Genomic DNA, 14,333 nt, shown 5'->3' with positions numbered 1-14,333 from the left:
TCCACGCCATGCGTGGATGGATCAACCGACGCGCGACATGGGCGGCACATCCACGCATGGCGTGGATCTACTGGTGCCTGGATTTCTCCACACAATCCTCCACACCTTTTTTCGATCTTCCACAGGTTTCTTAAGCGGCCTGTCATCGGCGCGGACCAGCATAGCCACGTCGCCGCAGAGTGGGCTGGGAGGCCCTCGGCGGCAGCAGGCGTGTAGTGACCGTTCCTCCCTTGGTGTTTCCCTTCGCAGTAAACCCTTCAGGAGAAGATCATGAACAAGTACAAGACCCTGGCCGCGCTGGTTGCTACCGCGCTGCTCGCCACCGTTGGCGCCGCCTCGGCGCAGACCGTTACCGGCGGCGGCGCTTCGCTGCCGGCCGACCTCTACAAGGGTTCGTCCGACAGCATCCTGCCGGCGAACTTCACCTACGCCGTGACCGGTTCGGGCACCGGCAAGAAGGCCTTCCTGGAAAACAACTCGCTGCTGTTCTCGACCACCGGCACCGTGCACTTCGCCGGCAGCGATTCGGTGCTGAGCAGCACCGAGCTGAGCACCTACACCACCAACTTCAACCAGCCGACCAACGCCAACCGCTACGGCGCGCTGATCCAGGTGCCGTCGGTGGCCACGTCGGTCACCATCCCGTTCAACAAGGCCGGTTCGGCGGTGGACCTGAGCGTGGCGCAGATCTGCGGCGTGTTCTCGGGTGCGATCAGCGACTGGTCGACCATCGATTCCAACCGCAGCGGCCCGATCCAGGTGGTGTACCGCCCGGAAAGCAGCGGTACCAGCGAAATGTTCAGCCGCTTCCTGACCGCCGCCTGTGCCGCTGAGAACGCTGAAACCTCGAAGCTGGTGGGTGGCAAGTTCGCCATCAAGTCGACCTTCGCCGACCTGTACAAGCGCGATGACAACGGCGCCCTGCCGGCGTTCCTGGTGGCCGCCCCGGCCACCGGAGGCACCTCGCTGTACAACGCTGTCTACGCTTCTGAAGGCCGTATCGGCTACGTCGGCCCGGACGTGATCCCGAGCCTGACCGATGCGACCAAGGTCGCCAAGGTCAAGGGCTTCTCGCCGGACCAGGTGAGCGTGCAGGCTACCCTGGACACCGTCGCTCCGCCGACCGGCGCCGCTGCTGAGGACCCCGCCAACTGGGTGCCGGTGTTCGGCAACCCGTCGGCCGGCTATCCGATCGCAGGCTACACCAACCTGGTGATCGGCCAGTGCTACAAGGATTCGAGCGTCGCCACCAGCCTGCGCGGCTTCCTGGCCCGCCACTATCCGGCGACCTACACCGTCGCGTATGAGAAGTCGATCACCGACCACGGCTTCATCCCGCTGACCAAGGCCTGGCGCGATGCGATCCGCAACCGCTTCGTGCTGGCCAGCAGCGCTGCCGGCCTGAACAACCCCAGCACCTGCTCGGGCATCGGTCGTCCGCTGTAATCCGCAGCACTGGTTGAGTCCTGCTTGACCCGACGCCGGCCTCCTGGGCCGGCGTCGCCATTTCCGCGACGGTGCCACTGCAGCGTTTCGCTGTCGGCTTCGTGTCACGTGAACCGTCTATCAGGGGCAGGGCATGCGTTGCGCGTGCCTCCCCGATCGTCGCCGCAGCCGCGGCCCCCAGGTTGATGAGGTTCCGATGTCGCACCCGCTCCCGTCCGCTGTTCATCCGGCCGCGCCGATGCGCCGCAATCATCCGATGGCGTGGGCCATCGCGGTCGCACTGGGCAGCATGGTGGCCCCGGCCAGCCAGGCGCAGCAGGCGTTCAGCCCGGGATGGTTCGCCGAACGGGGCGCGGCTCAGGGCAGCGCGGCACAGAGTGGCCGGATGCCCAACGGCGTGCCGATCCAGTTCCAGTTGCCGGCCCAGCAGCAGGATGCAGCACGGCAGAAGCTGCAGCAGTCGATCGACAATCTCGGCACCGCGGCGCAGGCGATTGCCTTGCAGCAGCGCTTGCAGGAACAGGCGCGGCAGGCGCGCCGCGAGGCTGGCTTCATCGTTGCCGATGGCCTCGGCAAGGACGGCCTGAGCGTCGACCAGAACCCGCTGACCCGCGGCTGGCTCAATGCGCGCGAGGCGATCCAGTCGCAGGGCAGCGACGGGCGGGTGCAGGTCACGGTCGAGCAGACCGCGGACAAGGCAATCCTGAACTGGGAGACCTTCAACATCGGCGGCAACACCACGCTGAACTTCCTGCAGAACCCTGACTGGGCCGTGCTGAACCGGGTCAATGATCCGCAGGCGCGGCCCAGCCAGATCCTGGGCCAGCTGAAGGCCAATGGCACGGTGTTCGTGGCCAACCGCAACGGGGTGGTGTTCGGCAACAACAGCCAGGTCAATGTACGCAACCTGCTGGCGGCTGCAGCACGGATCAGCGATGCGCAGTTCCTCGACAACGGCCTGTACAGCCCCGATGCCAGCAGCAGCGCGCTCAGCGATGCATTCGGCAAGGTGATGGTGGAGCAGGGCGCCCGCATCGCGACCCATGAGCCGACCAGTGCGACGCGCGGCGGTGGTTACGTGCTGCTGGCCGGGCACAGCGTGGAGAACGCCGGCCAGATCGAGGCGCGCAAGGGCCAGGTGCAGCTCGCTGCCGGTGACAGTTTCGTGATCCGGCGCGGCGTGGGTACGGCGACCAATACCAGCTCCACCACCCGCGGCAATGAAATCGCGCCGCGCTTCATCGCGGGCAGCACGGCTGGCAGCGTGCGCAACACCGGCCTGCTGCGCGCCCGCGAGGGTGACGTGACCTTGGCCGGGCGCAGCGTCGAGCAGGCCGGTGTGGCCGTGGCCAGCACCACGCTTGCTCAGCGCGGCACCGTGCATCTTCTGGCTTCGGCCAGTGATGCCGGCAGCAGCGTCACGCTTGCCGATGGAGCCACCACGGCGGTGCTGATCGAGGACGATGGCAAGGCCACGGTGCTGGATACGCAGCGCGACAGCCTCATCAAGGAATCGGCAGAGCAGGACGCGATCCGCGCCGGCGCGCGCTCGGCAACTTTCGACAATCTGTCCCAGCACAATGATCGCCGGGACCAGTCGCGGGTGGAGATCGTCTCGGGTGGCAACATCCATTTCAGTGCGGATTCGCTGACGGTTGCCACCGGCGGCCAGATCATCGCCGATGCGGCGGCCCGCAGCTACGTAGACGACGCCGCGCGCGTGGACGTGTCCGGCGCAGTGGGCGTACAGGTGTCGATGGAGAGCAACAATGTCCAGGTCAAGGTGCAGGGCAACGAACTGCGCGATGCCCTGGACAACCGCGACAGCGGCAAGCTGACCAGCAGCGAAGTCTGGGTCGACCGCCGCAGGCTGGTCCACGTTCCGGCCGGTACCGGGGGCTACGAGGGTGAGCGCTGGTACGCTGCAGGCGGCCTGCTGGAAATGGGTGGCTATCTCGACAACCAGGGGCACTCGATCGGCGAATGGGCCGCGCAGGGAGGCACCGTCCTGCTGGGCGGCAGGGAAGTGGTCACGCATGGTGGCTCACGCATCAACCTTGCCGGCGGCAGCCTGGATGTGCAGAGCGGCGTGATCCGGCAGAGCTGGTTGCGCGGCGTCGATGGCCAGGTCTACCGCATTGATGATGCGCCGGCGGAGATGCTGTTCGATGGCCTGTACAGCGGCCATGAAGTGAAGCAGGAGCGCTGGGGCATCACCGAGACCTTCCGTGATCCGATCGTATTCGCGGCGCAGCGTGTCGATAATGGGTACACGGTCGGCCGTGATGCAGGACGCCTGATCGTCTCCGCACCCACTGCGGTGCTGGACGGGAAGGTTGAGACTGCCACCTTCCAGGGCGCGCAGCAGAACCGCAGGCCGGATACCGGGTTGGACGGCTATGCGCAGGCGCAGACGGCGGTCGCGCGCAATGCGCAGCTGTACCTGGGGCGCTACGACGGCCAGGGTCGCAGTGGTGTGTTCGGCTCGGACGTGCGCCTGGATGACAAGGCGCCGACGAAGGCGGCATGGTCATTGCTGGCTCCGGTCAACGAGGAGCGGCGTGACACGGTGTGGCTGGATATCGCAGAGTTGAGTGCCCAGCAGTGGGGACGGATCGACCTGGCGACCGCCGATCGCATCCGCCTCGACGGCAACCTTCGGCTTCAGGCAGGTGGACAGCTCAACCTGACCGGCAGCGAGGTGGAACTGGCAGGCGACATCGGCATTGCCGGCGGCCAGCTGTCGGCGGGCAACCTGCTGGATGTCCAGGGCCGGCCGACGGCGCTGCTGCACGATGGCCGCGCCCGCACCGCCATCGCCGACGGCACGCGGATCGATCTCTCCGGTGAATGGAGCAACGCGTCACTGGCGATGCCGCTCGACGCGAGCGGTGCCTGGACGGATGGCGGCCGCCTGAGCCTGAGCAACAGTCATGACGTGGTCGTGGGCGCCGAGGCAACGGTCGACGTCGAGGCCGGTGCCGCGTTGGACCTGCGCGGCAAGGGCCACATCGGGAAAGGGGGCAGCATCAGCCTGCAGGCGAACAGCAGCACGGTTACGACCGACGGCAGCGGCCGGGTGCAACTGGGCGAGGGAAGCCGGTTCAGCGGTCGAGGACAGGGCAGTGGTTCCTTCTCGCTGGGGACCGGTGGCCAGGTGCGGGTGGGCGATGCGGCCCTGGCGGGCGCGTCGCTGCGACTGGACCCCGGCCTGTTCGGCAGTGGCTTTGCGCAGTACGACATCAATGGCCATCAGGGCCTGGAGGTGACCGATGGCGCGCAGCTGGTCGCTTCCCTGCCGGGCCTGCAGCTGACCCAGGGCGCTCGGATGGCAACCGATCGGGCGAGCGCGCTGGCGGCGTGGGATGCGCCGCTGTACAGCGCCGATCCGTCGAGCGGGCGCATCAGCCAGCGCGCGGGCGCGAGCATCAGCCTGCGTTCGGACCGCAACAGCGTGGGCGGTGACCTGCGGGTTGACAAGGATGCACTGGTGGCGGTCGATCCAGGGCAGACGATCTCGCTGCTCGGTGCAGGCAACATCGATGTTGAAGGCACGCTGCGGGCCAAGGGCGGCCGCATCCTGATCGACGATGTGCGCCCGGAAACCGCGCTGTACGCCGGGCAGCGCACCGAACGCACCTGGCGTTTCGCCGAAAGCGCGCTGCTGGATGCCGATGCAGACGCGATTTCGCTGCCCGATGCCAGCGGCCGCCTGCGCGGGCAGGTGCGCGCGGGTGGACGCATCGAGATTGGCGGGACGCTGGACTGGGAGGCCACCGCATTCGTCGACAACCGACCACCGGAAGCCTTCGTGGTGGTCGAACGCGGTGCGCGCCTGCAGGCGCGGGGCGCGTCGGCCGAACTGGACATCGATGGCCAGGGCCGCGTGCGCGTGGACAGCGACGGCGGGCAGATCGTGCTGCGTTCGGCCAATGCGCTGTACCTGGAGGGCGGGATGGACGCGGCCGCCGGTGGTGCCGGCGCACGCGGCGGCACGCTTGGCCTGGCCTTTGGCGGCAGCATCCATGCACGTGGCGCCAGCGAGGAGGTACTGCGGGCGCGTGCGATCAGCCTCAGCCAGCACAACGCACCGGCGCAGCCACTGCCGGCCGCATTGGAATATGGCCACGCCGCGTTGTCGGTCGAGCAGCTGCAGGCCGGCGGCTTCGGCAACCTGTCCGTGTTCGGTGACATCCGCGCCGTCGGCGATGTCGACCTACGCCTGGCCCAGAGCCTGCGCATCCACGGCCAGGGAACGTCGAGCCTGGGCATGGCCATGGATGCCGGGCTGTCCTCGGGGCTGCGACTGAGTGCGCCCTACGTCAGTCTGGCGCAGGCACGCTGGCGCCAGCTGCCGGGCGAGAACTTGCTGGTCACGGCCGAGGTTGCCTCGGCGGCGCCGGACCAGCATGCGCTGGCGGTGCTGGCCGAGCTGATCGACATCCGCGACGTCACCTGGCTGCCCGGGTTCGAACACGTGGCGCTGGAAAGCCGCAGTGATGTGCGCCTGACCAACAGCATTGCCAGCAATGGCAACACCAGCGCGTTGATGGCGGCCGGTTCGATGGATGTGACCGCTGCCCGCCTGTACCCCACCACGGGTGCGGCCGGCACGCTGGTGGCCGGCGCTTCGGCGCAGACCGTGCAGACCGCTGATTACTGGGCTGATCCAGATGCCGTGCTGCGCATCCACGGCATCGGTGCGGGTACGCAGCCGGCGCCGGAATCGGCGCGGGGCACGCTTCGCCTGGTGGCCGCCACGGTGCAGCAGGGCGGCAACGTACAGGTGCCGATGGGCACGCTGCAGCTGGGCGGCCTGATCCAGAACGGAACCGTCGGCAGCCGGGTGGAACTGCTCCCGGGCAGCGTTACCTCCACCAGCGGTGCCGGCCTGTCGCTGCCCTATGGTGGCACCGTCGATGGTGTCGACTGGCGGGTCGGCACGCGCAGCATGAGTTCGCTGACGCCGGCCGGCATCTCCTCGATGGGGGTGACCCTGAAGGCGAACGAGATCGAGGTGGCGCCGGGGGCACTGCTGGACATGTCCGGCGGTGGTGAGTTGACCGGTGCGGCCTTCGTGTCGGGGCGCGGCGGCTCGGTCGACGTGCTGCGAACGGCGTTGGCCGACGCCAATCCGCGCTATGAATTCAGTGCGTCGGGCAACCCGGTGTATGCGATCGTGCCGGGACGCGCCGGGACATTCGCCCCCAGCGGCGAGGAAGGATTCGCCGCACCGGGGGTGGGTCAGCAGATCACCGTGCCGGCGGGCGTGCCCGGCCTGGTGGCAGGCACCTACACGCTGATGCCGGCCAGCTATGCGCTGCAGCCCGGTGCCTTCCGGGTGGAGCTGGGCGCCACCGGTACCTCGGGCATCGCGCAACCCATCGCGACCGGCACCGGCACCTGGCGTGTGTCCGGGCAGCAGCGCACGGCGCTGGGCGCGGCAATCTCGCCGTTGCTCACCGACATCCTGCTGACCCCCGCCGCGGTGGTACGCCGGCACTCGGGCTACAACGAAACCTCCTACAACAGCTTCGCGCAATCGGTGGCCGACCGCCGCGGCGAGTCGCGCGGCTGGCAGACCATCGATGCGCTCGGATTGACCCTGGCGCTGGGCGAAGGCGCAGGTCGTGCAGACACGCCTGCTATCCGCTTTGCCGGCACCGCGCGGTTCGGCGCCGCCACCGACAACGGGCGCGGCGGCACGCTGACAGCCACGTTGGCCAGCCCGGCGGTCGGTTCACTGGAGATCGTCGATGGCGGTGCGCAATCGCAGGCGCGTGATCGCGGTGCCACCTTCAGCGACGACGCGCTCAATGCCTTCCTGCCTGCGCGGATGATGATCGGCGGGCAGTTCAACCAGGTGGCTTCGCAGGTGGCGGTGACCGGCCAGGCACGCAGCGTGGCGATCCGTTCCGGAGTCACCCTGAACGCACCGGAAGTGCTGGTGGCAGCGGCCTCCGGTGGCAGCGGCGTGCTGGTCGAGGCCGGTGCGACCCTCGATACACTGCCGTTCGCATCCGCCAACGCGGATGCCAGGGCGACGCTGCCTTACCAGGTCTCCGGCGGCCTGCTGGTGGTGTCCAACCAGCGCCTGAACCTGATCACCGGCACCACCGGCGTGGAGGCCGGTCCGGTGGCGATCGACATCGGGGGGTGCCAGACGGCATGCGACGGCCAGACCCGGCTGGTTTCCGATGGCAGCATCGCGGTAGCGACCGATGGCACGCTGCAGATGCGCGACTCGGCCAGCTATGGCACCCGTCAGCTCGGCCTGAGCATGGCGGCGCTGAACCTCGGCAGTGCCGAAGCGATCGCGCAGGCCGCTGCGGCAGGGGCGCTGCCCAGTGGCATGACCATGAACCAGTCCGTGCTGCAGCAACTGCTGCGCGGCAATGATGCCACCGGCGCGCCGGCGCTGGACACGCTGAGCCTGGTCGCGCGGGATTCTGTCAACGTGTTCGGCAGCGTCGACCTGGACGCGCGCGACAGTGCCACCGGCCGCAGTGGCCTGCAGACGCTCGTGCTCGGTGCGCAGGCCATCCGCGGCTACGGTGCGGCGACCGACCGTGCGCGCATCCTGGTGGACACGCTGGTCTGGGACGGCTCATTGGCGGCGAGCCAGGCGCCGGGCAGCGACGCGTCGGTGCCGCCGGCCGATCCGATGGTGGACCGGCTCGGCGCCGGGCAGCTGGACATCTTCACCCGACAGCTGCAGCTGGGGCGGGCGCCATTCAGTCGTCCCAGCTCTGAAGTACCTGCAAACCGGCAGGTGCTCGGATTCAGTGCGCTGAACCTGAGTGCTTCGGAGCAGCTGTCGTTCTCCGCGCAGGGCACGCTGGACGTGTTCCAGCAGCGCGGCGACTATCTGGCCGACAAGGGCTGGCAGTACAGCGGAGGCAGCCTGGGTATCGATACACCGCTGTTGGCCGCCGATCCCGCCGCGCAGCTGCGGGTGCGCGCCGGCGGCGACTTCCGCCTGCAGGGGGGCACGGGCAAGGCGGGTGGCGATGCACTGGGTAGTGAGCTGAGCATCGATGCCAACCGGATCACGCTGGACAGCACGATCGCGCTGGCGTCCGGACGGCTGTCGGCGAACGCACGCGAGGGCATCACGCTCGGCAGCCGGGCTGCGCTGGATCTGGCCGGGCGCAAGGTCCCGCTGTACGACGTGGACAAATTCAGCTGGGGCGGCGATGTCCTGCTGTCCAGCGACACGGGGGACATCCGCGCCGATGCGGCCTCCCGCATCGATGTGTCCGCCCGCAACAACCGCGGCGGGCGCCTGACGGTCACCGCAATGGCCGGCCAAGCCGATCTGGCGGGTGTTCTGCAGGGTGCCGCCACTGGCCGCTACGACGCCGGCGGCACGCTGGTGCCCTACGACGGTGGCGAACTGGTGGTGCGGGCACGCCAGCTGCAGGACTTCGCCGGCCTCAACCAGCGACTGACCGCTGGCGGTGTGGTCGGCGGTCGCAGCTTCCAGATCGGCGAAGGCGATCTGCGGATCGGCGACGAAGTGAAGGCGCGCCGGGTCGACATCAGTGTCGACGCGGGCAGCCTGACCGTGGCCGGCCGCATCGATGCCAGCGGCGAGCAGGTCGGCAGCATCCGCCTGTACGCCCGCGATCAGCTGCAGTTGGACGGCACGCTGGACGCGCACGGTACCGGCCTGCGCGTGGACAGCCACGGCAAGATCATCGACAGTCCCAACCGGGCCACCATCACGCTGGGCAGCGCCGAAGGCGCCGTCGGCCTGGGCAGCGCGGCGCGGCTGGACCTGCGTGCCGGCAGCGACGTCGCGGTCGGTGAAGGCCCTGGCCAGAACGATGGGACGCCGCGCGGCACGCTGAAGATCGATGTGCCGCGGCTGGGCAGCAACGACGCGGCGATTGCCGCGGCCAGCGGCCTGCGCATCGATGGCGCGGCCGACACCCAGCTCAATGGCGTCCGCCGCTACGACGATGCGCCCCTGGCCACCACCGCGGATGTGCGCGGCAACCGCGCGCAGCTGGTCACCCAGCAGTGGCTGGACCAGGTGGTCGATCCGCACAGCGTGGCCTGGATCGATGGCGCGTTGGGCAATCCGGATCTGCAGCAGCGCACGGCCGCGCTGGGCGACGTCCGCCTGCGTCCCGGCGTGCAGGTGGTGGCGCGGCGCAGCGACGCCAACCCGGACGGAGACCTGACCATTGCCGGCGACATCGATCTGTCCGGCTACCGCTATGGGCCCGAAGCCAACCGCGCCGATCCATCGCGGCGTGGCTTCGGCGAATCGGCCTCGCTGGTGCTGCGCGCCGAAGGCAACATCAACGTCTATGGCAGCATCAATGATGGTTTCGCCCCGCCGCCGTCCACGCCGGACGAGGGCGGTTGGCAGTTGTATGAGGCTCGCAATGGCAGCGCCGGGCACACGCCCTTCGGTAGCGGCCTGGTGGTGCCGGTGGACGGAGTGAAGCTGCAGCCCGGCACCGAGTTCCAGGCCGGCACCCGCCTGAACTATGACGTGCCGGTCGAATCGGTAACGCTTCCGGTCGGTACCGTGCTGCCCGCGGCGATGGTGATCTCGCAGACCCTGCGCCTGCCTGCGGGCACGGTGCTGGGTGCGGCGGTGACCACCGATTCCGGGCAGACGCTGGCGGCGGGTACCGTGCTGCAGAAGCCGCTGGTGCTGGCGGCCGGTGCGCGCCTGGGGGCCGGTTTCCGCCTGCGCAGCGCCGTACAGATGGCGGCACAGGAGTGGCCCGCCGGCGCGGTGCTGCCGGTTGCGCTGCGCCTGGCACGCGAAGTCGAGCTCAAGGTGGGCGCGTACATCCCATCGTTGACCAAGGTGGAGCTGCCCGGCAACGGGCCGGTGAATCTGCGGCCGGCCGATGCCGACGGCAACCAGGGGCGCAACTGGGCGCTGGCGCCGATGCTGGCCGAGGGCACCACCTCCTGGGACCTGACCGTGGTTGCCGGCGCCGATGCCGGGGCAGCCGATCCACGCAGCCGGCGCTGGGGCAGCGAAGGCAGCGTGGTGCTGGCCGACACCCACCAGGGCTCGATCGGAACGGTCAAGACCGAAATCATCTGGGTGGGTGATCGCGCGCTGACCGAGCAGGCATCGCTGGACTGGATCGGCGACACCTCCTATGCGGGCCGCCCGATCGCGGAGCTGGCCGACATGTTCGGCTTCACCGAAGATGAGTTCTGCGCGATGTCGGCCGACTACTGCGGCCCGGCACCCCGCCAGGTGGCCGCGCAGGGCTCGCTGGATTACTGGGGCGACGAATCCTACGTGGGCACCCCTGCGAAGGACTTCGCGGCGATGTTCGGCATGACCGAAGACGAGTTCTGCAGTACCGCACCCAGCTACTGCGCCGGCGGTGGCACGCAGACCGAAGTGACCACCTACGGCAAGCGCGCGGGCACGCCGGCCTGGAGCGTGCTGCGCACCGGCAAGGGGGACCTGGAGCTGCTCGCTGCCGGTGACGTCGTGATGAAGTCCGGCTTCGGTGTATACACGGCCGGCACTCCCACAACGCTGGGCGAGGGCCGCGACGCGGCCTTCAATTCGCCCCGTGCAGCAGCCCCCAGGAACACTGCACTGCTGGGTCCGAACCTGGTGCCGGGCAGCTATGACGCCGCGTTGGCCGGCTACCAGGCCTGGTATCCCGATCATGGCGGCAACCTGCGCGTCGAAGCCGGGCGCGATATCGTCGGTGACGTCTGGACCGGGCGCGCAGAGTCGGGCACCAGCGAGCGCGACTGGGCGCTGTACTCCAGTGCCGCGGTCGGCAATTGGCTGTGGCGGCAGGGAACCGGCAGCACCACCGGCGTGGAGCCGGTGCCGACCAGCTGGTGGGTGAACTTTGGCGCCTACACCAACGTGTCCGCTACCGCTGGCGCCTCTCCGCGGATGGTCGGCTTTACCGGCTTCGGTACATTGGGCGGCGGCAACATGACGCTGGAGGCCGGGCGTGACGCCGGCGTGCGTGATGCGATAGGTGATGCGCTGGGCTCGATGATCGCCCCGCGCTCGGGTGCGATCATCGCGGCGGTAGGATCGACCGGCCGGGTCAGCGATGGCCAGCTGCACCTGACCGGCGGAGGCGACCTTCAACTGCGTATCGGTGGCGCACTGAATCCGAATCTGCGGGCGACGTTCTCCAGCCTCAATGCCTCCAGGGCGGGACAGAATCTCGACCTCAACGGTACCTTCAGCAATCTGCGTGGCAGCCTGCAGCTGGATACGGGACGCATCGGTGCAATGGGCGTCACCCTGGAAAGCTACGCGACGCTGGGCCAGCTGCGTGCGGCCGATCTGTTCGCCGCCGACGCCGCTCGCCCGATGGGCGGGCCGGTGCTGGTGCTGGGCGATGCGGTCGCTCAGCTGCAGGCGCGGGGTGACGTCGTGCTCGGCGGTGTCGCCGATGCCGGTCGGGTTCCACTGGCCAACTACAGCGCGGTGGTGCAGGACAACGGCAGCCGCGCTGCGGGCAGCACCTGGTTCTCCCTGTGGACCGACACGACCGCCGTGGACCTGTTCAGTGCCGGTGGCGACCTCGCGCCGGGCCTGGCCGGGCCGGAGAACGTGACCGGCAGCAATCTGTGGCCCGAGCAGGTTGCGCTGGCACCGGGCAGCCGGGAGGAGCTGCTGAACTACTGGCTCTATCCTTCGCGCTTCAGTGCCATTGCTGCGCAGGGCGACATCAAGCTGGACCGGATCAGCACCACGCCGGGGACGCAGGATGTGATCCTGCTGGCACCCTCGGCGACAGGACGGCTGGACGTCCTGGCCGGTGGCGGCATCTTTGCCCAGCGTGGCGCGACCCAGATCGCGCGCTCCGCCAGCGACGCGCGCCTGCCGGGACCCTTCGACCCGGCATTCATGGCCGAGCAAGGGGATTCCAGCGGCAATGTGACCCGCTCGCGGCACAACCTGTCGGTCGACGGCAACATTGCATCGCCGGAGGCATCGCTTCCGCTGTTTGCGTTTGGTCCGAATACTCCGCTGTCCACCGTGTCTGCGGCCCTGGCGCCGAGCCGTTTCTACGCGGTGCAGGGCGACATCATCGGTCTGGCCACCGGCGCCCAGCGCACGCTGAATGCCAACGTCGGGCAGCGCACGCAGCTGAACTGGTTCGAGGCCGCCGGCGCCGTGCAACTGCGGGCAGGCCGGGACATCCTCGGGGTGTCGATGACCGCGCTGAACACCGCGCCCACCGACATCACGGTGGCGGCGGCGGGCCGCGACATCGTGCATCTGAACGCGACCATCGCGGGCCCCGGCAACACCGAGATCAGTGCCGGCCGCCAGCTGCGCCAGGAGGATGCGGGCAGCATCGTCAGCCTCGGTGGCATCGTGCAGGGCGACACCCGTCCCGGTGCCAGCATCACGCTTGCGGCCGGCAGCCAGCAGATCGATTTCGCGGCCCTGCGTGCCCGCTATCTGGACCCGGTCAACCTTGCCGATCCCGCGCAATCGCTTGCGTCGCAGCCGGGCAAGGCAGTCAAGGTATACGACCAGGAACTGAAGCAGTGGCTGCAGCAACGCTTCGGCGTGGCTGCCGACGGTGACGGGGCGCTGGCTGCGTTCGATGCGCTGCCGCAGGAACAGCAGCGCATCTTCCTGCGCCAGATCTATTATGCCGAGCTTCGCGAAGGTGGGCGCGAGTATACCGATGCAGAAGGGCCCCGCTTCGGCTCCTACCTGCGCGGGCGCGAAGCCATCGCCACGCTGATGCCGGACAAGGATGCGACCGGTGCGACGATCGACCGGACCGGCGATATCGTGATGTACGGCGGCTCCGGCGTGCGCACCGAGGCGGGCGGCCACATCGAACTGATGGCGCCGGGCGGCCAGATCGTGGTCGGCGTACAGGGCGTGGTGCCGCCTGCCAGCGCTGGCCTCGTCACCCAAGGGCAGGGCGATATCCGGCTGTTCAGCCAGGACAGCGTGCTGCTGGGTCTGTCGCGGGTGATGACGACGTTCGGTGGTGACATCCTGGCCTGGTCGGAGCGGGGTGACATCAATGCCGGACGCGGTTCGCAGACTACGCTGCTGTATACGCCTCCGCGTCGCGTCTATGACGGCTGGGGCAATGTGATCCTGTCGCCGCAGGCTCCCGCCAGCGGTGCTGGCATCGCCACCTTGAACCCCATCGCCGAAGTATCGCCGGGCGACGTCGACCTGATCGCGCCGCTGGGCACCATCGATGCGGGCGAAGCAGGCATCCGTGTCTCGGGCAACATCAACCTCGCCGCGCTGCAGGTGCTCAACGCGGCCAACATCCAGGTGCAGGGTGAGAGCAAGGGCCTGCCGGTGCTGGCCACGGTGAACGTCAATGCGCTGGCTTCGGCCAGTGCAGCGGCGAACAGCGCCAGCCAGGCGGCACAGGACGTGATGCGCAAGAGCCAGGACGACGCGCGGCGCAACCAGCCATCGGTGATCAGCGTGCAGATCCTCGGCTTCGGCAGTGGCACCAGCAGCATTGCGCCGCCGGCACGCGGTACCACTGCCAACAGCGGCTACGACGCCAACAGCGCCTTCCAGTTCCCGCAGGCAAGCCGCGACGAAGGCACGCAGCGCCGATAGGCATAGCACGCCCCGGTAGGTGCCGACCTTGGTCGGCACGCATTGCCCGATGCAGCGCATCGGGCTGCAGCATCGGGCCAGCCGCCAGGGAGCGGTGGCGGCCCCAGCCAGGACGGCACGGAGGGCAGGGAGAGGCCATCAGCGGTGAGGACCACCGACACAGCGCCGCCGGGTGCAGGAGAGCACCCGGCGGCAGGAGGGACGCGCGCATGTGTCACGGTAGATGCCGACGTTGGTCGGCAGTAGATCCACGCCATGCGTGGATGGCTTGGCCAGCTTCAGTGCCGACCAAGGTCGGCACCCACCA

At 68.9% G+C, this 14,333-nt stretch carries 2 protein-coding genes; both read left to right on the top strand.

All coding sequences use genetic code 11. The features are described 5' to 3' along the window. Positions 1 to 270 precede the first annotated feature (270 nt). Positions 271 to 1,446: a substrate-binding domain-containing protein gene (locus MG068_RS11620; protein WP_132810250.1), complete on the top strand. Its 1,176-nt coding sequence runs from the start codon at positions 271 to 273 to the stop codon at positions 1,444 to 1,446. A gap of 196 nt (positions 1,447 to 1,642) precedes the next feature. Then, positions 1,643 to 14,026: a putative filamentous hemagglutinin family protein gene (locus MG068_RS11615; protein WP_132810249.1), complete on the top strand. Its 12,384-nt coding sequence runs from the start codon at positions 1,643 to 1,645 to the stop codon at positions 14,024 to 14,026. Positions 14,027 to 14,333 lie beyond the last annotated feature (307 nt).

The sequence above is a fragment of the Stenotrophomonas sp. ASS1 genome, from assembly GCF_004346925.1.
GTDB classification, from domain to species: Bacteria; Pseudomonadota; Gammaproteobacteria; order Xanthomonadales; family Xanthomonadaceae; genus Stenotrophomonas; species Stenotrophomonas maltophilia_A.
Note: the sequence above shows the minus strand (reverse complement) of the source record. Positions and strands in the feature narration are given on the sequence as shown.

Bases quoted from the DNA above. Each gene is read 5' to 3' on its own strand.
- MG068_RS11620 (WP_132810250.1), top strand. From the start codon at position 271: ATGAACAAGTACAAGACCCTGGCCGCGCTGGTTGCTACCGCGCTGCTC.
- MG068_RS11615 (WP_132810249.1), top strand. From the start codon at position 1,643: ATGTCGCACCCGCTCCCGTCCGCTGTTCATCCGGCCGCGCCGATGCGC.